Source organism: Flavisphingopyxis soli (assembly GCF_007995095.1).
GTDB lineage: Bacteria > Pseudomonadota > Alphaproteobacteria > Sphingomonadales > Sphingomonadaceae > Flavisphingopyxis > Flavisphingopyxis soli.
Window position 1 is genome coordinate 277,026 of the sequence record NZ_VOPY01000001.1, and the last position, 22,840, is coordinate 299,865.

The following is a 22,840-nucleotide window of genomic DNA, read 5'->3' on the forward strand; positions in this document are numbered from 1 at the left end:
ACCGCTCACAATTCGAAACCCTCGCCGAGATAGAGGCGGCGCACTTCGGCATCGGCGACGAGCTCGGCGGGCGATCCGGCGAACAGCACCTTGCCGTCATAAATGATGCAGGCGCGATCGACGATGTCGAGCGTCTCGCGGACGTTATGGTCGGTGATGAGGACGCCGATACCGCGGCGCTTGAGGTCGCAGACGAGCTCGCGAATATCGCTGATCGAGATCGGGTCGATGCCCGCGAACGGTTCGTCGAGCAGCATGATCGACGGGCTGGCGGCCAGCGCGCGGGCAATCTCGCAGCGCCGCCGCTCACCGCCCGACAGCGCCATTGCGGGCGATGCGCGCAAGCGCGTCAGGCCGAATTCTTCGAGCAGTTCCTCGAGCCGGTCGCGCCGCGCGGCCCGGTCGGGTTCGCTCAGTTCGAGCACCGCATTGATATTGGCTTCAACCGACAGGCCGCGAAAGATCGACGTTTCTTGCGGCAGATAGCCGAGGCCGAGCATCGCGCGGCGATACATCGGCAGGCCGGTGATATTCTCTCCCTCGAGCATGATGCGGCCCGAATCGGGTTTGACCAGCCCCATGATCGAATAGAAGCACGTTGTCTTGCCCGCGCCATTGGGGCCGAGCAGGCCGACGACCTCGCCCTTGGCCACCGACAGCGATACGTCGCTCAGCACGACCTTCTTGTCATAGCTCTTGGCGATCGAAACGACCGCGAGGCCTTCGTTCAGCCCCTCGTCGGTGATCGCATCGGCTGGCGAGCCCGGACGTTCGGCAATATCGGCGGTCGCTTCGGTGTCCATGGCCATCCCTTCGAACTGCATAACCTGCGCTTGGCAGGATTATTGCATATCGTTTATCGCAGTTGCCACGGATAAAGGGCTTAACGCGCCGCCGCAACCCGCTGCAGCGTGCGAATCGACCGATCAGTCGCCGCGTTGGGGAACGGTAAAGGTGCCGGTGACGCGTCCGTTCTGGCCGGGGGCCGTGGTTCCGTCGGCGGCGCGCGTTGCGCCCTGGCCGTCGATCGTCGATCGCCCGCTGGCGAGGTCGATGACAAGTCGCCCGCCGTTGAGCCGGTTCGCGCCCTGGTTGAGGCGGACGTCGCCGACCAGCGTGATCAGCCGGCGGTTGAGATCGTAGATCGCGACATTGCCGCGCGCGCTTTCGTCGCCCTTGGTCACGGTCACGCCGCCCGAGGCATCGATCCGGTTGACCTGGACGCTGCCGCTACGGGCATAGGCGACCGTCATCCGCGCCGCGGTCAGCGTCAGTCCGGCCTGCGTCACGCGGACGCTGCCGGCGATAACCACGCGGTCGCTGCGGTCCTGCACCTCGATCCGGTCGGCGGCGAAATCGACCGGCGCGTTGCTGTTGTGATTGGCGAGCGCCTGCGCGCTGGCGACGGGCCCCGCGCCGATCGATGCCAGCAGCATCGCGGTCACCGCAAAACCGCCGAGGCCGAGCGCGGCGTCGCGCAGCGTCACGCGATAGTTCGAACCGGTCATCGGATTGCTCCCTGGTTGATATGGAGGCGCGCCGCACCCGACAGGCGCACATTGCGTGCATCGAGATCGGCGAACAGGCTGTTGGCGCTGAACCGGCCGATCGGCAGGGTGCCGCTGACGCCGTTGCTGCCCGTCATCGTACGCGCTTTCAGGTCGACCAGCACGTCGCGCGTGCGCAGGTCGAAACCATTGGCGCCGGCCACCGATATCGGCCCGTCGACCGCGACCGTGTCGGCATCCATATTGTAGAGCGCGCTCGCCGCGATCAGTTGCGCCGGGCCGTCGTCGAGCGCGATGCGCGCGGTCATGTCGAGGATCTTGACGACCGGATCGCTGACGCTTTTCTGGACCGCCGAACCTGCCGACAGGACGAAGGCGCGACCGCGATCGTCCTCGCCGCGATACAGCGCGCTCGATACCGCGAAGCGATCGCGCGCGATCGCCACCTTGTTCTTGTCGAGGACGAAGCTGAATTCGTTGCGGTTGACCAGCGGGGTGAACACCATGGCGGCCGCGAGCGCGCCGACCGCGGCGGGCAGGACGAGGCGCAGCACCGCGATGACGCGATCATGGCTGCCGCCGCGCCGCGCCCAGAGTTTGCGCGCTTGGCGATCGGTTTCGGCGCGGACGGACATGGCTCAAGCGTGCGCGAAAATGTCGATTTCGGGCCAGCCCGCAATATCCAGCCGCGCGCGTGTCGGGAGGAAATCGAAACACGCCTGGGCCAGTTCGGTGCGGCCTTCACGCGCGAGGCGGCGGTCGAGTTCGTCGCGCATCGCGTGGAGGAAGCGGACGTCGGACGCGGCATAATCGCGCTGCGCCTCGCTCAGCTCGGGGCCGCCCCAGTCGCTCGACTGCTGCTGCTTGGAAATGTCCTGGCCGAGCAGTTCGCGGACGAGCTCCTTGAGGCCATGGCGATCGGTATAGGTGCGGATCAGCCGCGAGGCGATCTTGGTGCAATAGACCGGCTCGCATTTGACGCCGAGATAATATTCGAGCGCGGCAATGTCGAAGCGCGCGAAATGAAAGATCTTGAGCCGGTCGGGATCGCCGATCACCGCCTTGAGATTTGGCGCGGCGTAATCGCTGCCGCGATTGAAGCGGACGAGGTGCTCGTCGCCGCTGCCATCGGACAGCTGGACGAGACACAGCCGGTCGCGCGGCGTGATCAGCCCCATCGTTTCGGTGTCGACGGCGATCGGACCACCTCCGGTCCCATTGGCGGCAAGGACGCCCTCGGGCAGGTCTTCTTCATGAAAATATACGGTCATCGCCGTGCGCCATAGGCGCAAATGTCGCGCGGCTCAATCCACCCTCGGCGATACGCATGTCGCTTGATCGGTCGCGCGTCGGCGCTAACAGGGACGCCACTGCAATCAGGGGAATTCCTATGCCGGGTGGACTGGCCGCATTACTCGACGACGTCGCCGCGATTGCCAAGATCGCCGCCGCCTCGGTCGACGATGTCGCCGCAGGCGCGGGCCGCGCGGGGGTCAAGACGGCGGGCGTCGTCGTTGACGATACCGCGGTGACGCCGCGCTACGTGACCGGCTTTACCCCCGATCGCGAGCTGCCGATCATCGCCAAGATCGCCAAGGGCTCGCTGATCAACAAGCTGGCGATCATCCTGCCGGTCGCGCTGCTGCTCAGTGCGTTCCTGCCATGGGCGATCACGCCGATCCTGATGCTCGGCGGCACCTACCTTTGCTACGAAGGCGCCGAAAAGGTCTGGGAATGGCTGTCGGGCACGAGCACCGCCGACGATGTCGGTCCCGAGGTTCTCGCCGATCCCGCGCACGAGGCCAAGATGGTCTCGGGCGCGATTCGTACCGACTTCATCCTGTCGACCGAAATCATGGTCATCGCGCTTGCCGAGGTTGCGGGCGACCCCATCGTCACCCGCGCGATCGTCCTCGCGATCATTGCAGTGGCGATCACGCTCGGCGTCTATGGCGCGGTCGGGCTGATCGTGAAGATGGACGATATCGGACTCCATCTCGCCCGGCGCGAGCAAGCCGGGACGCGTGCGTTCGGCCGGGGCCTGGTGCGCGCCATGCCAAAGGTGATGGCGGCGCTGTCGATCATCGGCATTGCCGCGATGATCTGGGTCGGCGGCGGGATCATCCTGCACGGACTTGAAGAATTCGGCCTTTCGGCTCCGGCGCACGCGATTCACGGCCTGGCCGAATCGGTCGGTCACGGCCTGGGCCAACTGGCGGACGCAGTCGAATGGATCGTCGGCGCGCTCGGCGCGGGGCTGCTCGGTCTCGTCTGGGGTGGCGCGATTGTCGCAGTGCACCATCTTTTTGCTCGTAGCCATTGAGCGCGCGGCCCGCCGCACCGCTTTTTCTTTCGCGAATCCGATAAATTACGCTATGAGTCGCGCCCACATGGGCGAATCTCTTCGTTCATGATGGTGGTCGGCTGTCGTATTCGTCCGTGACAGCGGCCCGATCTTGGTTCTGGGGCGAAGCGAAAGTGACTAACAGGGCATGAGTTTCGATAGAGATCGCCGCGGCGGACGTGGTGGACGTGGACGCGACAAGCGTGACAATCCTGGCGGCGACTTCGAGCCGTTTGATGATCGTGGTGGACGCAGCAGCGGTGGCGGCGGCTTTGGTGGCGGCGGCTTCGGCGGCGGCGATCGTGGCGGTGGCTACAACGCACCCAGCGGCGGCGGCTACAACAGCGGCGGCGGCGGCTTTGGCGGCGCACCGCGCGGTGGCGGCGGCTTCGGCGGCGGCGGCGGCGGTGATCGTGGCGGCGCCGGGCGCATGCCCGCGCAGGTCGTCGGCGAAGGCAAGGGCATCGTCAAATTCTTCAACGCGCAAAAAGGCTTCGGCTTCGTTGTCCGCGATGACGGCGGCGAAGACGTGTTCGTGCACATCAGCGCGGTTGAACAGGCAGGCCTTACCGGTCTCGCCGAGGGCCAGCCGATCTCGTTCACGCTCGTCGATCGCGGCGGCAAGGTTTCGGCCAGCGATATCGAGATCGAGGGCGAGCCGCTCCCCGTTCCCGCCAGCGCGCCGCGCGAAGAGCGTGGCGGCTTCGGCAACGATCGCGGCGGCGCAGGTGCCGGCGGCGGTGGCCGTCCGCAGCGTCAGCTGACCGGTGAAAAATCGACTGGCGTCGTCAAGTTCTTCAACGCGATGAAGGGCTTCGGCTTCATTCAGCGCGACGATGGACAGCCCGATGCGTTCGTTCATATCAGTGCGGTCGAACGCGCCGGGATGAACAGCCTCAACGAAGGCGATCGCGTCGGATTCGACGTCGAGGTCGACAATCGCGGCAAGTTCGCGGCGGTGAACCTCAAGCCGGCCGACTGATTGCTGATCAGCATGGCTTTTAACGATGCCCGGCTCCGGACAACCGGATGCCGGGCATTGTCGTATCTGGCGTTCGCCGCTGCGCTGGCCGGGTGCGCGGTACCGTCACCGGCCGAATCGGTCGCCCAACCCTCGGCCCAGCCCGCCGCGAAACCCGTCGCACAGATCGGCTACCGCATCGCCGCGCGTTATCCGCACGATGTCACCGCCTTTACCGAAGGCCTATTCTGGCGCGACGGATTGCTGTTCGAAAGCACGGGCCTTGAAGGGCACTCACGAATCGTTGCGCGCGAGGCCAGGACGGGCAGGCTGGTTCGCCAGCGCGAGCTCGACCCGCGGATATTCGGCGAAGGCATCGCGCCTGCCGGCAATCGGCTGGTCAGCCTGACGTGGATGGGGGGACAGGGTTTCATCTGGTCGCTCGACGACTTCGCCCCGCTCGGCGCGTTTTCCTACGCGGGTGAGGGCTGGGGTCTCGCCGCGACGCCGACCGACCTCGTCATGAGCGACGGCAGCGAAACGCTGCGCTTCCTCGATCCCGAAAGGCTGACGACCAGGCGGATCCTCACCGTGACGCTCGACGGCGCGCCTCTGACCAGGCTCAATGAACTCGAATGGGTCGATGGCGTGATCTACGCCAATGTCTGGCAGAGCGACCTGATCGTCAGGATCGATCCCGCCACCGGCCGCGTTACCGGAACCATCGACATCGCGCCGCTCACCGCCGAAGCAGGCGGCGACATGTCGGTCAAGACGCCCAACGGCATCGCCTGGGACCCCGTTGCGAAGCAGCTGCTTGTCACCGGCAAGCTGTGGCCGACGATCTTCGCGCTCACCCTCGACTGACGATCAGACGATCATCGCGGTCAGCGTCGCGATCAGGTCGGCTTCCTCGGCGGGCTTGTCGGTGCGGATCCGGCTGATCCGCGGGAAACGCATCGCGAGCCCCGATTTGTGCCGTTTGGAACTGTGCACTGAATCGAACGCGACCTCGAGGACGAGCGACTTTTCGACCTCGCGGACCGGCCCGAAACGCTGCAGGGTGTTCTGCCGGACGAACTTGTCGAGCATCTTGAGCTCGTCGTCGGTAAATCCCGAATAGGCCTTGCCGACCGGCAGCAGCTCGCCGCCATCCTCGGGCGGCGCGGTCCAGCAGCCGAAGGTATAGTCCGAATAGAAGCTCGACCGTTTGCCCGATCCGCGCTGGGCATAGAGCATGACGCAATCGGCGGTCAGCGGGTCGCGCTTCCATTTGTACCACAGGCCGGTCTTGCGCCCCGCGACATAGGGCGAATCGCGCCGCTTGAGCATCAGCCCCTCGATCGCGGCATCGCGCGCGCCGTCGCGCACCTCGGCGAGGGCGTCGAAATGCTCGGCTTCAACGACTTCGGACAGGTCGAAGCGGTCGGCCGGCAGGCGTGGCATGAACGCCTCGAGCCGCGCGCGCCGCGCGCTCCACGGCAGGCTGCGCAGATCCTCGCGCCCGTCGAGCAGGATGTCGTATAGGCGCACGAAGGCGGGCGCCTCGGCCAGCATTTTCTTCGACACCAGCTTGCGCCCGAGCCGCTGCTGCAGCGCGTTGAAACTCGCCGCGCCGCCGCTGCTCCCGCCTTGGACATCGCCGCGCACGAGCAGCTCGCCATCGACCACGCCGGGCACATCGAACGCCGTGACGACATCAGGAAAGCTCGCCGAAATCTCCTCGCCGCCGCGGCTGTAGACGCGCGTCTCGCCACCGGCATGGACCAGCTGGATACGAATCCCGTCCCATTTCCACTCGGCGACATAGTCGGCCAGATCGACGCGCTTGTCCTCGAGCGGGTGCGCCAGCATGAACGGGCGAAAGACGGGCAGGTCGTCGACGCTCGGCCGTGGCGCGCGGCCCTCGCCCCACGCGAACAGCGGCTCATAAGGCGCGTCGATACCGTGCCAGACCTCCTCGACATCGTCGACATCGAGGTCAAACGCCTGCGCCAGCGCGGTCTTTGCAAGCCGCGCCGAAACGCCGATCCGCATGCCGCCCGTGGCGATCTTGAGCAGCGCATAGCGTCCGCTCGGGCCGAGCTGGTCGAGCATCGCCGCGAGCACCGCGGGTGCCTCGGCACGCTTGAGCACCGACAGCGTCGCAACGATCTCGTCGAGGCTCATTCCCTCGTCGTTAGACAAATCCGCCACCGCCGGGCCGCGCTCCCACAACAGTGACACCGTCTCGGCGGTGTCGCCGACATAATCGCGGCTGAGACGAAACAGCACCGGATCGACGCGCGCCTCGATCATCGCGCGGACCTGCGCGGGCTTGACCCCGGCCAGGTCGAGCTCGCCGGTCAGCGCTGCCATCGCCCAGCCGCGATCGGGATCGGGCGTGGCTTTCAGGTACTCGGCGATGAGATGCAGCTTGGCGTTGCGCGACCGCGTGTAGATCAGCTGGTCGATCAGCGCGGCAAACGCCGCCATGCCGCCGCGCGCAGCCGCGGCAACGGGGGGAATCGCCCCGCTCATGGTTTGCGGAACGGCGCGTGGGTGGAAAGGTAGCGGACCTCCTCGGCATTGCCCGCGCGCTCGCGCCTCAGGAAGTCGGCGATCGCTGCGCGAAAGCCCGGATCGGCGATGAAATGCGCGCTGTGCGTGACGACGGGTTCATAGCCGCGCGCGAGCTTGTGCGCGCCCTGCGCGCCTGCCTCGACGACCTCGAGGCGGCGCGCAATGCCCGCCTCGATCGCCTGGTAATAGCACAGCTCGAAATGGAGGAACGGGATGTCCTCGCGGCAGCCCCAATAGCGCCCGTAGAGCCGGTCGGGACCGATCACGTTGAGCGCGCCCGCGACCGCAACGTTGCCGCGCCAGGCAAGGACGAGCAGCACGCGGTCGGCCATCGTTTGTCCCATCAGGCTGAACGCCTCGCGCGTCAGATAGGGCTGGCCCCATTTGCGCGCGCCGGTGTCCTGGTAGAACTCCCAGAAGATGTCCCAGTGCGCTTCGGTCAGCGCATCGCCGGTGACATGCTCGATCCGCACCTCGGCCTGCGCGGCGGCGCGCTCCTTGCGGATCGCCTTGCGCTTGCGCGACGATAGCGCGGCGAGGAAATCCTCGAAATCGGAATAGTCGCGGTTGATCCAGTGGAACTGGACGTCCTCGCGGGCCAGCCAGCCTGCGCGCTCGAACAAAGCGATCTGCTCGGGGTCGATGAAGGTCGCGTGCGCCGACGACAGGCCGCTCTGTGTCACCAGCGCTTCGGCGGCGCGGAGCAGCTGGCGCGCGGTCGTCTCGTCGCTCGCCAGCACGCGAGGGCCCGGCACCGGCGAAAACGGCGCGGCGATCTGCAGCTTGGGATAATAGGCCCCGCCCGCGCGCTCATAGGCATCGGCCCAATGGTGGTCGAAGATATATTCGCCCTGGCTGTGCGTCTTGAGATAGGCGGGCAGCGCGCCCATCAGCTGCCCGTCGCGCTCGATGACGATCGGCGCAGGCGTCCAGCCGGTCTCGGGCCCGACGCTGCCCGAATCCTCGAGTAGGCCGAGGAAATCATGGCCGACAAAGGGATTGCCGCCGGTCAGTGCGTCCCATTGCGTCGCATTGATCGGGCTGACACCGCTTGCGATCCGGGCGATGACTTCGGGGGGATCTTGGTCGGCCATCGCGCCTATATGGGTTGTTTGCCAAACGCTTCCAGCGGCATTTCGTGGATCGGTGCATCAGCCTCGGCGCGCGCGGTCTGCAATTGCCCGGGCGTGCGCACCGTCCACGTCGTGACGGGCAGGCCGCGCGCGCGCTGCGCTGCGGCAAAGCGCGACGGCAGATCGCGAATGTCATAGGCCAGGAACTGCGCCTGCGCGCGCCACAGCCACAGATACCGCTCGATCCGCCCACGCAGCGTGTGCTTGCCCTCTTCGGTGACGACGAGGCCGCGAATGATGCGCGGCGCGTGGCGCGCGAACCAGCCGCCGACGAGCGGGTTGAACGACATCACGCCGAGCGGGCCGCGATAGCCTTCGAGCGCGCGGACCACCGCCTGGCAGATCGGCGCGACGCGGCGGTTGGTCGATTTGATCTCGATCAGCAGCGGCACCTGCCCATCGACCAGCCGCAGCATCTCGGAGAGGCGCGGTATGGTCTCGCCACTGCCCGTCAGCGCGATCCCGGCGAGCGCGTCCGACGACAGCGACGCGACACGGTCGGGCCGCCCGGCGAGCCGGTCGAGCGCATCGTCATGGAAGACGAAGGCGATCCCGTCGCGCGACAGCTGGACGTCGCATTCGATGCCGTGCCCCGCCGCGATCGCCGCGGCAAACGCCGCGCGGCTGTTCTCCACCCGGCCATCGCCATGCAACCCTCTGTGCGCGAACGGTTGCGCGCTCAGCCAGGCGACCCGGCCCGGTTCGGGCGGCGGCGCATAGCGCGAATCAAGCAGCGCGGACGGCGACCTGCGCATCGACCTCGACCAGTGCACCGAGCGGCAGCGCGGCGACCCCGACGGCGGCGCGGGCATGGATGCCGGCATCGCCGAAGACCGCCTGCATCAGCTCGGACGCACCGTTGGCGACCTTGGGCTGGTCGTGGAAATCGTGCGCCGAATTGACGAAGACATTGAGTTTGATGACCTGTTCGACGCGGTCGAGATCGCCGAGCGCGGCGCGCAGCTGCGCGACGATCATCAGGCCGCACAGACGCGCGGCCTCGGCGGCGTTGGCGACGTCGTCGCTCTCGCCCGCGCGGCCGGTGACGAGGTCGCCGTCACGAAAGGGCAACTGGCCCGAAACGTGCGCGATGCCGCCGGCGACCACGACGGGGCGATAGGCGGCGATCGGCGCTGCCGCGGTCGGCAGGACCAGGCCGAGTTCGGCAATCCGCGCATCGATGGTTCCGCTCATGCCTCGATCCTCTCGTCGCTCGTTGCGGGGGCGGGTCGCGCTTCGGCGAAGCGCTCGGCGATCCAGCGCTCGGCCTCGGCCCATTGGTCGATCCGCGCATGCGCGTGCGGCGCATGCGCGATCGCGTCGGCAATCTCGGGTTCGATCACCATCTGCAGCCGCCACGTGTCGGGGACGTATTCGGCGGCCGAGGCATGATGGATTTCGAGATCCTCGGTATAGACCGTCACCGACGGCGCGAATTCGTCGACGATCCGCTTGAGCGCCGGGCCCTTTTCGCCGCGGTTGGTAACCAGCCGGCAGTCGAGCCCGTGCGCGCGTAGTTGTTCGACGCGCAGCGCGTGGATCGTGTCGCCGACATTCGACAGGACGACGATGTCGGCCTGCTCGGCCAGCCGCGCGAGCGCGTCGAACGCGCCCGGTGCGGGATATTGGCGGTGCATTTCGCCGGTGAAGAACTGGTCGAGCAGCGGCCAGACCTCTTCGCGCCCGAGTTGGCTGCCGCATTTGCGGCGGTGCAGCGCGCCGGCAAAGCTCGCGCCTTTCAGGCGAAAATCGATATCGTGATGCTCGTCGAGCCAGTCGCGAAACGGGACGACCATGTGCATCAGCACCTCGTCGCAATCGGTGACGAGCAGCGGGCGAGGGGACGAACTGGGGGAAGCGGTGGTCATGCCGCCTCCTTAGCCACCCGACAGCCGTTCGCCAATGGCGACCAGCGCGCCCGGCGGCAGGTCGAGCGCCTCGGCGCAGCCGGTCAGGTCGGGTTCGTGTCCGCCCAGGAACGCGATCACCGCGCCGAGGAGGACGGGGTCGCCCGCCCGCCCGCGCAGCTCGTCGGCGTCGAGTCCGGTCAGCGACAACAGCCGCGTCGCGCGCGACTCGTCGCTCAGCGTCCAGACCAGCGCGGAAAGCGCGGTGGCGATATCTTCATCGCGGACGGTCGGATCGATGGCGGGCTGTTCGGGGCGAATCGGCTTTCTCCTTTGTCTAGGCGCACGCTTTGGCTATGGTTGCCGCGCTCAACCAGGCCAAGGATCGGCGCGACAATTATGACCAGGACCGTGCTCGTCGTCGAGGACAATGAACTCAACCTCAAACTGTTCTGCGACCTGTTGCGCGCACATGGCTATATCGCCGAGGCGGTTCGCGACGGACGCGATGCGATCGAACGCGCGCGCGCGCTCAGCCCGCATCTCATCATCATGGATATCCAGCTGCCGCACATCAGCGGGCTCGACCTCATTACCGCGCTCAAGCGCGACGAGGAGCTTCGCGTCGTGCCGGTGATGGCGGTGACCGCTTATGCCGGCAAGGGCGACGAGGACCGGATCCGCGAAGCGGGCGCCGAGACCTATGTGTCGAAACCGATATCGGTGATCAAGTTCATCGAAACCGTCGCCGGGATGTTGCAACCGGCCTGACGCGTCCGCCGGACGCAAGCGTGCGCGAACGGCGCGCAAAGCAAAGGGCGCGCCAACGGCACGCCCTTTGAAACGCCGGCCTTGAAGCTCTGGCGATCATGCAGCGGCAACCGGCGCGAACGCCGGCGCGGGCTTACTTGATCTTGGCTTCCTTGAACTCGACATGCTTGCGCACGACGGGGTCGTATTTGCGCTGCGACATCTTCTCGGTGATGTTGCGCGGATTCTTCTTGGTCGTGTAATAGAATCCGGTGTCGGCAGTGCTGACGAGCTTGATCTTGATGGTGGCTGGCTTGGCCATGGCCCAATCCCTTGCAAATTCGCGTGTGCGTATGGTCGGTGCGCTGGGCTTTCGTACCGCGATGCGAATCGTCGGTGACAAAAGAAAAGCGGCGCACTTCGCCGCCCTTACGCTTCGAAGCGCGCCCTTTGGCCAATCGCGCCCCCGCTGTCAAGCCGTGGGACGATGAAAGACCTGTCAAAGCGCGGGGTTTAACCCGATGCTAACCATAGCATGTGCATCCTTGAAATGCGATCAAAGCGGGTCGCGGACGGGGGGCAGGCGATGGGTTATACAGCACGGGATATTGGCGGCGACGGCGGCTTTGTCCGCCAGCAGATGCTGCGCCGCGTAATGGTTATCGCCAATCACCGCTCGCGCGAACGGCCCGGCCCGATCCTGACCGAGGTCGCGGGCCTGCGCGCCTATGCCCGGCAGCAGAACTATCCGACGGTGCAATGCGTCGCCGAGGCGCTCGAGGCGGCGATCTCGCGCGGTGGACGCCATCAGGGGATTCTCGCCTTTCTCGATGCGTTGCACGACGCGATCGCCATCGACCAGCAGGCGGCGCCGGTATTGGGCGCGCGCGAAGCGTTGCTGGCATCGGTCGAAATCCGCCTCGCGGGCTGATACCCCGCCGCCATGGACACCCTCCTCCTCACCATGATCGCGACCTTCGTCGCCGAAATCGGCGACCGTACGCAGTTGCTCGTCGCACTGCTCGTCGTGCGCACTGCGCGGCCGGGCCCGATCTTCGCGGGGTTCGCAGCTGCAACGGTTGTCAATTGCACGCTGTCTGTCCTCGTCGGCAGCTTTTTCGCGAGCGTCATCTCGGGCCATGCATTGATGATGTTTCAAGCGCTCGCTTTGGCCTTTGCGGCGATCGCGATGCTGTGGCCGCGGCTCGCGCTCGACCGGCTTGACGGCTGGCGGATGGCGCCATTCTGGCTCGCCCTGCTCGGCTGCCTCGTTCTCGAATTCGGCGACAAGAGCCAGTTTCTTGTCATTGCGGGTGCAGCGCGCGCCGACCTGCCATGGATCGCCGGGCTCGGCGGCGCGATCGGCATTGCCGCCGCTACGCTCCCCGCGGTTGCCTTCGCCCGCCGGATCGAAGGATGGGCGCCGCTCAAATGGCTGCGCTTCGCGGGCGGAATCGGCTTTGCCGCCGCCGCAGTCGTGATCGGCGTAGGCGCGCTTTAGCGGCTCGATCGAGCCCATCGATCAAACTGCCCAATTAAATCGTTCCGCTAAACTGAAACTCTCGCCGTGGTGGTGAGTTGGACGGGTATCAGACACGCTTATTCAACAGAGAGAGCCTCATGACAAACGCCCCCGCCAAGCTCGATACGCCGACCGACATCAAGACCAACGCCGCCAAGACCGTGGCGCAAGCGCTCAACGCGATCCTCGCCGACAGCTATGCGCTCTATTTCAAGACCAAGAATTTTCACTGGCACGTCTCGGGCCCGCATTTCCGCGACTATCACCTGATGCTCGACGAACAGGCGACGCAGATTATCGGCACCACCGACGCGATCGCCGAGCGCGTGCGCAAGACGGGCAACACCACGCTGCGCTCGATCGGCGACATCGCGCGGCATCAGACGATTAAGGATAATGACGCCGATTTCGTCAGCGCCGACAAGATGCTTGCCGAACTGCGCGAGGACAATCTCGCGCTCGTGGCGTCGCTGCGCGAGGCGAAGGACATCGTCGACGAAGCCAAGGACAATGCGACCAGCGGCATTCTCGACGACTGGACCGACCAGGCCGAACAGCGCGCCTGGTTCCTGTTCGAGGCCAGCCGCAAGGGCTGATGCCCGGCGACTGATAGATGATAACGAAAGGGCGGCTCGATGGCCGCCCTTTTTCGTTTCGTTATGCGGCGAAGCGGCCGTAGCTGGTGGCGCGCGCCGTGTCGTTGAGCCAGCCGCGGGCCTGGCGCTGGGCCTCGGCGATGTCATCGCGGCTCATCTCGTCGGATATCTCCGCGCGGCACATCTGACCCCGGCTGCTGCCGCCGAGTGCGGCGAGATTGAAGAACTTGTGCGCCTGGATGAGATCGTATTCGACCCCGCCCGATCCGGTCGAATAGGCGACGCCGAGATCGTAATAGGCTTCCGGATTGCCGCGCGCCGCATCGGCGAGCCGGCTTTCGATCAGGAACATGGCGGATTTGCTACTGCTGGCCACTGGTTTTCCCCTTTGGTCCCTGCCCCCTGTGGCAGTGACGACCAGTGATCGGCGATCATGGTAACCAAATGGTTAACAGCGATCGGGAAATCGTACTTTGTCGGTGTAAAAGGATATTTTACGTCGCGAATCGCGAGGTCGCCCGCAATAAATTTGCGCGCAAACTAGGCGACCGCGATATTGTCGATCAACCGCGTGGTGCCGATCCGCGCCGCGACGAGCAGCCGTGCGGGTGCGGCGAGCGTCGTCACGGGGACGAGCGATGCGGCGTCGCGCAGCTCGAGATAATCGACCGATGCGAAGCCTGCTTCGTGCAATGCGGCGATCCCGTCATGCAGCACCTCGGCGACGGCATCGCCCGCGACGATCCGCGCTGCGCAGGCATGCAATGTCGCGGGGAGAGCGGCGGCACGCGCGCGGTCCTGGGCCGACAGATAGGCGTTGCGGCTCGATCGGGCGAGCCCGTCGGCCTCGCGCACCGTCGTCAGGCCGATAATATCAATCGCGAAATCGAGGTCGGCGACGAGGCGGCGGATCACCGCGAGTTGCTGGTAATCCTTTTCGCCGAACACCGCGACACCGGGGCCGACCTGGTTGAACAGTTTGGCGACGACGGTGGCGACACCGTCGAAATGTCCCGGTCGCGCCGCGCCGCACAGCCCCTCGCTCGCGCCGCCGACGCGGATGCTCGTCGCAAAGCCGTCGGGATACATCGTCGCCGCATCGGGCAACCACGCGATGCTCGCGCCCTCGGCCGCGATCAGCGCGAGGTCCTCGGCCTCGCGGCGCGGATAGGCGTCGAGGTCTTCACCCGGACCGAACTGCGTCGGGTTGACGAAGATCGACACCGCAACGTGGCGCGCATGGCGCTTTGCCTCGCGGACCAGCGCGAGGTGGCCGTCGTGGAGCGCGCCCATCGTCGGGACGAGCGCGAGCCCGCCATCGGCGCGTGCGGCGCTGCAGGCGGCGCGCAGCGCGGCGAGATCACGGATGGTTTGCATGGCGGCAAGCCCTTGGGTAGACGGTGGGGACAGTTGTTATGGGGGGTTAGAACAGCCAGGATGAGCGTGCAAACCGATCGTGCCGAAACCGATGATACGCCGATGCGCCGCGCCGCGGGACCGCATGTCATCGTCTTCGCCAATGAAAAGGGCGGAACAGGCAAATCGACCAGCGCGGTGCACGTCGCGGTGGCGCTCGCGAGCCAGGGCTATCGCGTCGCGGGGATCGATCTCGATCCGCGCCAGCGGACCTTCTACCGTTATCTCGAAAACCGCGACGCGACCGCACAGCGGCGTGGCATCGACCTGCCGACCCCTGCTTACGAGGTGTTCACCGGCGATACGCTCGGCGAGCTCGAGCAGATGGTCGAGCGGATGAGCGACGGCGCCGATTATCTGATCGCCGACACGCCGGGACGCGACGACCGCTTCGCCCGCCACATGGCGACGCTGGCCAACACGCTGGTGACGCCGATGAACGACAGCTTCGTCGATTTCGACCTCGTCGGCCAGGTCGATCCCGATACCTTCAAGGTCAAGAAATTGAGCTTCTACGCCGAACTCATCTGGGAGGCGCGCAAGGCTCGCGCGAAATCGGACGGGGTGACGATCGACTGGGTGCTGATGCGCAACCGCTTGCAGCATATCGAGGCGCGCAACATGCGCCGGGTCGGCGCCGCGCTGACCGAGCTGGCCAAGCGCGTCGGCTTTCGCGTCCTGCCGGGCCTTGGCGAGCGCGTCGTCTATCGCGAACTCTTTCCCTCGGGCCTGACCCTGCTCGACAAGGGCATGCTCGGCGAACTCGGCGTCAGCCATATCGCCGCGCGCCAGGAATTGCGCGAAATGGTCGCCGGCTTGCAACTGCCGCGCCCGCGGGCGGAAAGCGCCTCGGCGGGCCGCGATCAAGCCCTCGCCGAGGCGGTCTAGCCGGCGATGGTGCTGCTCGCGCTCGTCGCGCTCGGCCTGATCGCCTGGGCCTGGATGACGGGTCGTCTTGCCGGCTGGACCGGTCAGGACGCGCTCGCGCTCGCGGCGGTCGTCATCGGCGCGAAACTGCTGACCGGCGGCGGCGTCGCGATCGGCCTGCTGCTCGCGGGCGGCGGTGCGCTGTGGATCGGTCGGCACTGGGGCAGGTTGCGCGGCGCGGTGTTCGCGCGGCGCCCCGCCAACGCGGCCGATCTCGACGCCGCGCGCGACCTGCTCGGCCTCCTGCCCTGGGCCGACGAACGCGCGATCCGCACAGCCTATCGCAACCGCATCGTCGCGGCGCACCCCGACACCGGCGGCGACACCGCCTCGGCAACGCGGCTGGCCGCTGCGCGCGACCTGCTGTTGGCCGATCTTGCCGCACGCACCCGCGGTTGACGCTCTTTTTTGGATTATGAAAGCCCCAGCAATGACGCACCAGTTCGACCCCAGCAGCCTGCGCGAATACGATATCCGCGGCATCGTCGGCCAGACGCTCCACGATGCCGACGCATATGCCATCGGTCGCGGCTTTGCGACGCGCGTCCGCGCGACCGGCGGCAGCCGCGTCGCGGTCGGCTATGACGGCCGATTGAGCTCGCCGGGACTCGCCCGCGCGCTCGTCGAGGGCCTCAACGCGGGCGGAGTCGATGCGATCGAGGTCGGCCTCGGCCCGACGCCGATGCTATATTATGCCGAGATGGTCGAGGATGCCGATGGCGGCATACAGATAACCGGCAGCCACAACCCCGCCAACTATAACGGCTTCAAGATGGTCCTGGGTCACCGTCCGTTTTTCGGCGAGGACATCCAGGATCTCGGCCGGATGGCGGCGAGCGGCGCGTGGTGCGATGCGCCCGCCGGCTATGTCGCGGCGAACAAGCAGCGGGCGATCATGGACGCCTATGTCGACCGCCTGCTCGAAGGCCTCGGCGCCAAGGGCAAGGCGTGGCGGATCGGCTGGGACGCGGGCAACGGCGCCGCCGGACCGATCGTCGACCGGCTCGTCAAGCGGCTGCCCGGCGAACATTTCACGCTCTACACCGACGTCGATGGTGCGTTTCCCAATCATCATCCCGATCCGACCGATGAGGCGAATCTGGCCGACCTCAAGGCGTTGGTCGCCGAGAACACCCTCGATTTCGGACTGGCATTCGACGGCGACGGCGACCGGATCGGCGCGATCGACGGCACCGGCCGGGTGATCTGGGGTGACCAGCTGCTCGCGATTTTCGCCGAAATGGTCCTGAAAGACGTGCCCGGCGCGACGATCATCGCCGACGTCAAGGCGAGCCAGGCGCTGTTCGATCGCGTTGCCGAGCTCGGCGGCAAGCCGGTGATGTGGAAAACGGGACACAGTCTGATCAAGCAGAAGATGCTCGAAACCGGCGCGCCGCTGGCGGGCGAGATGAGCGGACATGTCTTCTTCAAGCACGATTATTACGGCTTCGACGACGCGCTCTATGCCGCGATCCAACTGATCCGCGCTGCCGACGTGCTGGGTCACAGCGTGACCGAATTGCGCGGCGCGATGCCCGCGATGGTCAACACCCCCGAACTGCGGTTCCAGGTCGATGATGCGCGCAAGTTCGCGGTGGTCGACGAAGTGCTCGAACGGCTTGCCGCCGATGGCGCGGACATCGACCGCACCGATGGCGCGCGCGTCAATACGCCCGACGGCTGGTGGCTGCTGCGCGCATCGAACACGCAGGATGTCCTCGTCGCGCGCGCCGAAGCGAACGATGAAGCCGGGCTCGACCGCCTGCTCGCGCAGATCGACGCGCAGCTCGCGCTATCGGGGATGGAGCGCGGCCAAGCCGCAGGACATTGAGGCGTTAAACTCTCTCCCCTCCGGGGAGAGATAGCGAGACTTGGCCGCGCAGCGGCCTAGTCGCAGCAGAGCGGGGGCGAGGCGGGTGCGTTCAGTGCAGGCATCCGCCAAGGACAGCCCCTCTCCACTCGCCTGAGCAGCAAGCTGCAAGGCTCCGTTGCCTCTCCCCGGAAGGGGAGAGGGCCAGTCTTCACGATTGCATTCCTTGCAACTGCGTTTGTTTTCTTCGCACTTGCACAATTTTATGCTGCGCTGCACAAAGAGCGTGCCTTTTAGGCATCCTCTCCTAAAACTTTTATGGGTCGTCCCTCGGGGCGGCCCTTTTTTTTGCTGATATCGCGCCGCGCGCGAACCTACCTGGAAATAGGCGCGCACTTCTCCTCGAGCCACGCCTTGTCCTCGCCCTCGAGCTGCGGGGCGAGCAATGCCAGCGTCCTGGCGTGATAGTCGTTGAGCCAGGCGAGTTCTTCGTCGGTGAGCAACGCCACGTCGATCAGGTCGCGTTCGATCGGCGCGAAGGTCAGCGTCTCGAATCCGAGCACCTGCTTTTCGGCGCCCGCCACCTCGACGGGCACGACCAGCACCAGATTCTCGATGCGAATGCCGAAACCGCCTTCCTTGTAGTAACCCGGCTCATTCGACAGGATCATGCCGGGGCGGAGCGGCTCGTCGGTTCCCGGCTTGCTGTGCGGTGGGGCGATGCTCTGCGGGCCCTCGTGGACCGCGAGAAAACTGCCCACGCCGTGGCCGGTGCCGTGCGCATAATCGACGCCGTCGGCCCAGAGAAACTGCCGCGCCAGCGTATCAAGCTGGCCGCCCGTCGTACCGGCGGGGAAACGTGCGCGATCGACGGCGATATGTCCCTTGAGCACCTGCGTAAAACGGCGCCGGTTCTCGGCGGTCGGTTCGCCAACGGGAATCGTGCGCGTGACGTCGGTGGTGCCATCCGCATATTGCCCGCCCGAATCGACAAGATAAAGCATGCCGGGCGCGATTCTGCGGTTGCTCGCCTCGTCGACGCGATAGTGACACAGCGCGCCGTTCGGACCGGCGCCCGAAATCGTGTCGAAGCTGGTATCGAGCAGCTTTCCGGTGTCTTCGCGGAATGCCAGCAGCCGATCGACCGCCGACAGTTCGGTCTGCTCGCCCTTGGGGGCTTCGTTTTCCATCCAGCGCAGGAATTTGGTCAGCGCTGCGCCGTCGCGTGCCTGTGCGGCCTTGTGGCCCCTGATCTCGGCGACGTTCTTGACCGCCTTGGCGAGGACGACGGGGTCGCGCAGCCGTTCGATCTTCGCGCCTGCCGCTTCGAGCGCCTCGAAAATGCCGGCGACTGCGCGTTCGGGGTCGGCCGCGACGGTCTTGCCGGCCAGGTCGGCGAGCCCCGCCTCGAAATCGTCGCGCGCATGGAGCCGGACCGAATTGCCGAGATGCTGTTTGACCGCGTCGGTCACCTTGCCCGGCGCGATGAACAGCTCGGCGGTCGCATCGGCATGGACGATGGCGTAAGCGAGCGCGACCGGCGTGTGCGTCACGTCCGACCCGCGCAGGTTGAACAGCCAGGCAACCGAATCGAGCGCGGTAACAATCGTCGCGTCGCAGTCATTCTCCTTGAGCCAGTCGGCGATCTCCTGCCGCTTGGCCGCGACCGACTTGCCCGCGTGCGTGTCGTCATGGACCTTGGCTTCGGCGGGGCTCTGCGCGGGCTGGCTTTCCCATACCGCGTCGATCGGATTGCCGTCGGTGGCGACGAGCTCGGCGCCCTTGGCGGCGAGCACCTTGGCGGTTGCCTTGACCCAGTCGACCGAATGCAGCCACGCGTCATAGCCCACTTTCATGCCTGGCTTGGCATTCTTGACCAGCCATTTTGCCGGGCTCGACGCGGGGACGTCGACATAGTCGTAAAGGTCGCCCGGAACCTGTTCGCGGACCTGGATCGTGTAGCGCCCGTCGGTGAACACCGCCGCCTTGTCGCCGAGCAGCGCGGCGCTGCCCGCCGACCCCTGGAAGCCGGTCAGCCATGCCATGCGCTGGGCATAGCTGCCGACATATTCGGACATGTATTCGTCGGTGATCGGGACGACGAAGCCGTCGAGCCCGCGCCGCTTGAGCTCATTGCGCAGCAAATCGAGGCGCGCGGCGGCATCGGGGCCGCTGTCGGTCAGGTTGGCGGGACGGGTGGCGGTGCTGGTATCGCTGGACATGGCGGGCTTCCTGTTCGTAACGAGAGGCGCGCCTGACGCGCCGGGGGAGATTGCTTTGCATCCTATCTGGACCTTCGCCCTCGTCTTTTCCACCCCACTCGCCGGATGCGTCTCGCTCCCCGACCCCGATGCGGGCAATCTGTGCATAGAGGAACCACCCCGACCCGTGACCACACCCCCGACCCCGCCGCGCCTGATCTCCGTGACCCCCGCCGACCTTCCGCCAGCGCCCGTCGCCGATCGGCGCGCGCACAGCTACACCGCGCATGGGCAAACCGTCGAGGACCCCTATTTCTGGCTCAAGGACCAGGGCTACCCCAAGGTCGACGATGCCGATGTGCGGGCCTATCTCAATGCCGAAAACGCCTATTTCGAAGCGGCGATGAAGCCCAATGCGCCGCTCGTCGAATCGTTGTTCGAAGAGATGAAGGCGCGGATCAAGGAAGACGATGCCAGCGTCCCGCAGAAGGACGGCGACTGGCTCTACTGGGTCGAATATGAAAAGGGCGCGCAGTACAAGAAATGGTACCGCAAACCTGTCGCTGGCGGCGACGCGCAGCTGATCCTCGACGAGACCGCGCTTGCCAAACCGCATGATTATTTCCGTCTCGGTCAGGCCGAGGTCAGTCCCGACGGTCGCCTGCTCGCTTATGCCACCGACACCAACGGCTCCGAACGCTTCGACGTCGTCGTTAAGGACCTGACGACCGGCGCGCTGCTGTCCGACCATATCCCCGGGACGCTGTCGAACCTCGTCTGGACGAGCGATTCGAAGCATTTGCTCTATGGCCTCGCCAACGAAAACTGGCGCACCGACAATGTCCGCGTCCACACGATCGGCACCGATTTCTCGGCCGATCGCGAAATCTATCACGAGCCCGACGAGAGCTTTTCGGTCGGCGTCGGCCTGACCAGCTCGCAAGGCCATATCGTCATCGCCACCGGCGACAATGAAACGAGCGAGGTCCGCCTGCTTCCCGCGAACGACCCCTTCGCCAAGGCCGTGCTCGTCGCGCCGCGCAAGACCGGGCGCGAATACGATATCGACGAACATGACGGCACGCTGTTCATCCTGACCAACGACACCCATGAGAATTTCCGCCTCGCAACCGCGCCGCTGTCGGCGCCTGCGAAGTGGACGACACTGATCGAAGGGTCCGACCGCTTCTACCTGACCGACGTCCAGACCTTCCGCGATTTCTATGTCGTCGAGGGCCGCGAGGACGGGCTCGACCAGGTCGAGGTGCGCTATTACGACGACCCCGCGCGGATCGAACGGATCGCCTTTCCCGCCGCCAGCTACACCGCCGGGCTCGACGACAATCCCGAATTCGACCAGACCAGGCTGCGCCTGTCGTACGAGGCGATGACGACGCCCGACACGATCTATGATTACGACGTCGCGGCACGCAGCCTCGAAACGCTCAAGGTGCAGGAAATCCCGTCGGGATACGATGCGTCGCGTTATGAAACCGAGCGCGTCACGATCAAGGCGCGCGACGGGACGATGGTCCCGGTCAGCCTCGTCTATCGCAAGGGGCTGGTGAAGGACGGCAAGGCGCGCGTCCACCTCTATGCCTATGGCGCATACGGTTACGCGGTGCCGCCGGGCTTTTCGACGACGCGCCTCAGCCTCGTCGACCAGGGCTTCGTCTATGCCATCGCGCATATCCGCGGCGGCGACGATCTCGGCCGCCGCTGGTACCTGCAGGGCAAGCGGATGGAGCGGATCAACACCTTCACCGACTTCATCGACGTTGCTCAGGGTCTCGCCGCATTGGGCTATACCAGCGAGGGGCGCATCTCTGCCTCGGGCGGATCGGCCGGCGGCGAGTTGATGGGGGCGATCGCCAACATGGCGCCCGAAACCTTCGGCGCGATCGTCGCGCACGTGCCCTTTGTCGATGTCGTCAACACGATGATGGACGAATCGCTGCCGCTGACGCCGGGCGAATGGCAGGAATGGGGCAATCCGATCACCGACAAGGCGGCGTTCGCATACATGCGATCGTACAGCCCCTATGACAACGTGACCGCCCACGCCTATCCGCCGATGCTGGTGACCGCCGGGCTCAACGACCCGCGCGTGACCTATTGGGAGCCCGCCAAATGGGTCGCCCGGCTGCGTGCGACCAAGACCGACGACAATCTGTTGCTCTTGAAAACCAACATGGGTGCGGGCCATGCCGGCAAGTCTGGGCGGTTCGAAAGCTTGCGCGAAACCGCCGAGGAATTCGCCTTCATCCTGACGCAGATGCAGCCCGACCCCGAGTAACCCGATCAGAGCAGCCCAAATCGCCCGAGGTCGGTTTCGAGGCTGGCGGCGTCGGTGAAGTGGTGGCTGGTGATGCCCATCGCGCGCGCGGCGGCGACATTGTCTTCGTTGTCGTCGATGAAAAACGCCTGGTGCGGCGCGAGCGCGAAGCGATCGAGCGCGAGGCGAAAGATGCGGCGGTCGGGCTTGGCGAGCTGTTCGGTGCCCGACACGACGATATCGGCGAAGCGGTCGAAGACCGGCTGGGCCGGGCGGAACATCTGCCAGAACTCATGCCCGAAATTGGTGATCGCATAGAGCGGCACCTCGGCCGCATCGAGCCGCGCGACGAGCTCTGGCATGCCCGCGACGGGGCCGGGGATCGTCTCGGTGAAACGCTCCGCATACGCATGGATCAGCTGCGCATGCTGCGGAAATTGGGCAATGCGCTCGGCGATCATCTCGTCGAGTGCGCGGCCCTGGTCGGCCTGGAGATGCCATTCGGGCGTGACGACGGTGGTGACGAACTGTTCGAGTGCGTCGTCATCGGTGATCAGCTTGGCGAACAGATGGCGCAGGTCCCATTCGAACAGGACGCGCCCGACGTCGAAGATGACCGCGGTCGGCTGGCTCAATGTTCGGCTCCCGGACACAGAAAAACCGCCGCCGGATCGCTCCCGCGGCGGTTGTCGATTTTACCGCCGCGCGCGCTGCGCACGGCCGACACGCTGGATCAGCCCTGACGCGCCTTGAAGCGGCGGTTGGTCTTGTTGATCACATAGGTCCGGCCACGACGGCGGATGACGCGGCAATCGCGATGGCGGTCCTTCAGCGACTTGAGGCTGTTGCGAACTTTCATGATATCTCTTCCGGATGAATCTGCGGGCGTTCGGGATCTTTCGTCACCGATCGCGAAGGCGGGCATCTATGGTTGCCCCCGTTAAAAGTCAACCGGCCTTTCGTCGAAACGCTGGCATCGCACCGCATA

General features: G+C 65.9%; 27 protein-coding genes. 11 read left to right on the forward strand and 16 right to left on the reverse strand.

Annotated features, from left to right (window positions below):
* Positions 1-5: 5 nt before the first annotated feature.
* From lptB to FSZ31_RS01420, 4 genes are all read right to left on the reverse strand, one after another.
* Entirely contained in the window at positions 6-803 is a 798-nt protein-coding gene (gene lptB / locus FSZ31_RS01405; RefSeq protein WP_147121276.1) for an LPS export ABC transporter ATP-binding protein, read from the reverse strand.
* A gap of 123 nt (positions 804-926) precedes the next feature.
* A complete protein-coding gene (locus FSZ31_RS01410; protein WP_236643691.1) occupies positions 927-1,436 on the reverse strand; it encodes an LptA/OstA family protein in 510 nt (169 codons plus the stop codon).
* 68 nt (positions 1,437-1,504) lie between these two features.
* The gene (locus FSZ31_RS01415; protein WP_147121278.1) at positions 1,505-2,143 is read right to left on the reverse strand and encodes an LPS export ABC transporter periplasmic protein LptC; all 639 of its coding nucleotides are present in this window, start codon (positions 2,141-2,143) and stop codon (positions 1,505-1,507) included.
* Positions 2,144-2,146: 3 nt separating this feature from the next.
* On the reverse strand, positions 2,147-2,779 hold the full coding sequence (locus FSZ31_RS01420) for a ribonuclease D (protein ID WP_147121279.1): 633 nt from the start codon (positions 2,777-2,779) through the stop codon (positions 2,147-2,149).
* Positions 2,780-2,898: 119 nt separating this feature from the next.
* Between FSZ31_RS01420 and FSZ31_RS01425 the strand changes: the two genes are divergently transcribed.
* From FSZ31_RS01425 to FSZ31_RS01435, 3 genes are all read left to right on the forward strand, one after another.
* A complete protein-coding gene (locus FSZ31_RS01425; RefSeq protein WP_147121280.1) occupies positions 2,899-3,831 on the forward strand; it encodes a DUF808 domain-containing protein in 933 nt (310 codons plus the stop codon).
* Positions 3,832-4,000: 169 nt separating this feature from the next.
* Entirely contained in the window at positions 4,001-4,834 is an 834-nt protein-coding gene (locus FSZ31_RS13080; RefSeq protein ID WP_147121281.1) for a cold-shock protein, read from the forward strand.
* A gap of 12 nt (positions 4,835-4,846) precedes the next feature.
* On the forward strand, positions 4,847-5,680 hold the full coding sequence (locus tag FSZ31_RS01435; protein ID WP_147121282.1) for a glutaminyl-peptide cyclotransferase: 834 nt from the start codon (positions 4,847-4,849) through the stop codon (positions 5,678-5,680).
* Positions 5,681-5,683: 3 nt separating this feature from the next.
* Here the strand turns inward: FSZ31_RS01435 and FSZ31_RS01440 are convergent, their stop codons facing one another.
* Genes FSZ31_RS01440 through FSZ31_RS01465 form a run of 6 tightly spaced genes read right to left on the reverse strand, consistent with a single transcriptional unit; the run spans position 5,684 to position 10,676 of the window.
* Positions 5,684-7,288: a cisplatin damage response ATP-dependent DNA ligase gene (locus FSZ31_RS01440; protein WP_147122483.1), complete on the reverse strand. Its 1,605-nt coding sequence runs from the start codon at positions 7,286-7,288 to the stop codon at positions 5,684-5,686.
* A 41-nt stretch (positions 7,289-7,329) separates the two neighbouring features.
* The gene (locus FSZ31_RS01445) at positions 7,330-8,469 is read right to left on the reverse strand and encodes a GNAT family N-acetyltransferase (protein WP_147121283.1); all 1,140 of its coding nucleotides are present in this window, start codon (positions 8,467-8,469) and stop codon (positions 7,330-7,332) included.
* Between the two features lie 5 nt (positions 8,470-8,474).
* Positions 8,475-9,263 (reverse strand): glycerophosphodiester phosphodiesterase family protein, encoded by a 789-nt coding sequence (locus FSZ31_RS01450; protein WP_147121284.1) that lies wholly within the window; start codon positions 9,261-9,263, stop codon positions 8,475-8,477.
* Entirely contained in the window at positions 9,235-9,702 is a 468-nt protein-coding gene (locus FSZ31_RS01455) for a RidA family protein (protein WP_147121285.1), read from the reverse strand. The genes FSZ31_RS01450 and FSZ31_RS01455 overlap by 29 nt, the downstream gene beginning before the upstream one ends.
* Positions 9,699-10,376 carry an HAD family hydrolase gene (locus FSZ31_RS01460; protein ID WP_147121286.1) on the reverse strand — a complete coding sequence of 226 codons (678 nt, stop codon included), beginning with the start codon at positions 10,374-10,376 and terminating at the stop codon, positions 9,699-9,701. Before FSZ31_RS01460 ends, FSZ31_RS01455 begins: the two co-directional genes overlap by 4 nt.
* Before the next feature lie 9 nt (positions 10,377-10,385).
* Complete coding sequence (locus FSZ31_RS01465) at positions 10,386-10,676, reverse strand: DUF3572 domain-containing protein (protein ID WP_408021642.1); 291 nt, start codon at positions 10,674-10,676, stop codon at positions 10,386-10,388.
* Positions 10,677-10,754: 78 nt separating this feature from the next.
* On the opposite strand from FSZ31_RS01465, the gene FSZ31_RS01470 reads away from it, so the two are divergent.
* Positions 10,755-11,126 carry a response regulator gene (locus FSZ31_RS01470; protein ID WP_147121288.1) on the forward strand — a complete coding sequence of 124 codons (372 nt, stop codon included), beginning with the start codon at positions 10,755-10,757 and terminating at the stop codon, positions 11,124-11,126.
* Positions 11,127-11,259: 133 nt separating this feature from the next.
* On the opposite strand, the gene rpmG is transcribed toward FSZ31_RS01470, so the two are convergent.
* Positions 11,260-11,427 carry a 50S ribosomal protein L33 gene (gene rpmG, locus FSZ31_RS01475; RefSeq protein WP_147121289.1) on the reverse strand — a complete coding sequence of 56 codons (168 nt, stop codon included), beginning with the start codon at positions 11,425-11,427 and terminating at the stop codon, positions 11,260-11,262.
* A 264-nt stretch (positions 11,428-11,691) separates the two neighbouring features.
* On the opposite strand from rpmG, the gene FSZ31_RS01480 reads away from it, so the two are divergent.
* The 3 genes from FSZ31_RS01480 to FSZ31_RS01490 all read left to right on the forward strand — a co-directional run bounded on the left by FSZ31_RS01480 (position 11,692) and on the right by FSZ31_RS01490 (position 13,223).
* Positions 11,692-12,036, forward strand: coding sequence for a hypothetical protein (locus FSZ31_RS01480; RefSeq protein ID WP_147121290.1), 345 nt, complete (start codon positions 11,692-11,694; stop codon positions 12,034-12,036).
* A 12-nt stretch (positions 12,037-12,048) separates the two neighbouring features.
* The gene (locus tag FSZ31_RS01485; RefSeq protein WP_147121291.1) at positions 12,049-12,606 is read left to right on the forward strand and encodes a TMEM165/GDT1 family protein; all 558 of its coding nucleotides are present in this window, start codon (positions 12,049-12,051) and stop codon (positions 12,604-12,606) included.
* Between the two features lie 119 nt (positions 12,607-12,725).
* Entirely contained in the window at positions 12,726-13,223 is a 498-nt protein-coding gene (locus FSZ31_RS01490) for a Dps family protein (RefSeq protein WP_147121292.1), read from the forward strand.
* A gap of 61 nt (positions 13,224-13,284) precedes the next feature.
* On the opposite strand, the gene FSZ31_RS01495 is transcribed toward FSZ31_RS01490, so the two are convergent.
* Together FSZ31_RS01495 and panC are read right to left on the reverse strand one after the other, a co-directional pair.
* Positions 13,285-13,599, reverse strand: a complete 315-nt coding sequence (locus FSZ31_RS01495) for an SEL1-like repeat protein (protein ID WP_147121293.1) — start codon at positions 13,597-13,599, stop codon at positions 13,285-13,287.
* Positions 13,600-13,763: 164 nt separating this feature from the next.
* The gene (gene panC / locus FSZ31_RS01500; protein WP_147121294.1) at positions 13,764-14,600 is read right to left on the reverse strand and encodes a pantoate--beta-alanine ligase; all 837 of its coding nucleotides are present in this window, start codon (positions 14,598-14,600) and stop codon (positions 13,764-13,766) included.
* A 102-nt stretch (positions 14,601-14,702) separates the two neighbouring features.
* On the opposite strand from panC, the gene FSZ31_RS01505 reads away from it, so the two are divergent.
* Genes FSZ31_RS01505 through pgmG form a run of 3 tightly spaced genes read left to right on the forward strand, consistent with a single transcriptional unit; the run spans position 14,703 to position 17,397 of the window.
* Positions 14,703-15,527: a division plane positioning ATPase MipZ gene (locus FSZ31_RS01505; RefSeq protein ID WP_147122484.1), complete on the forward strand. Its 825-nt coding sequence runs from the start codon at positions 14,703-14,705 to the stop codon at positions 15,525-15,527.
* Positions 15,528-15,533: 6 nt separating this feature from the next.
* Positions 15,534-15,965: a J domain-containing protein gene (locus FSZ31_RS01510; RefSeq protein ID WP_147121295.1), complete on the forward strand. Its 432-nt coding sequence runs from the start codon at positions 15,534-15,536 to the stop codon at positions 15,963-15,965.
* Positions 15,966-15,996: 31 nt separating this feature from the next.
* Entirely contained in the window at positions 15,997-17,397 is a 1,401-nt protein-coding gene (gene pgmG, locus FSZ31_RS01515) for a phosphoglucomutase/phosphomannomutase PgmG (RefSeq protein ID WP_147121296.1), read from the forward strand.
* A gap of 353 nt (positions 17,398-17,750) precedes the next feature.
* Here pgmG and FSZ31_RS01520 read toward each other — a convergent pair whose 3' ends face one another.
* Positions 17,751-19,598, reverse strand: a complete 1,848-nt coding sequence (locus FSZ31_RS01520; protein WP_147121297.1) for an aminopeptidase P family protein — start codon at positions 19,596-19,598, stop codon at positions 17,751-17,753.
* On the opposite strand from FSZ31_RS01520, the gene FSZ31_RS01525 reads away from it, so the two are divergent.
* Positions 19,597-21,873 carry a S9 family peptidase gene (locus FSZ31_RS01525; protein WP_147122485.1) on the forward strand — a complete coding sequence of 759 codons (2,277 nt, stop codon included), beginning with the start codon at positions 19,597-19,599 and terminating at the stop codon, positions 21,871-21,873. The two genes, FSZ31_RS01520 and FSZ31_RS01525, sit on opposite strands and share 2 nt — an antisense overlap.
* Positions 21,874-21,878: 5 nt before the next feature.
* Here FSZ31_RS01525 and FSZ31_RS01530 read toward each other — a convergent pair whose 3' ends face one another.
* Entirely contained in the window at positions 21,879-22,487 is a 609-nt protein-coding gene (locus FSZ31_RS01530) for an HAD family hydrolase (protein ID WP_147121298.1), read from the reverse strand.
* 98 nt (positions 22,488-22,585) lie between these two features.
* Complete coding sequence (gene ykgO, locus FSZ31_RS01535; protein WP_147121299.1) at positions 22,586-22,711, reverse strand: type B 50S ribosomal protein L36; 126 nt, start codon at positions 22,709-22,711, stop codon at positions 22,586-22,588.
* Positions 22,712-22,840 lie beyond the last annotated feature (129 nt).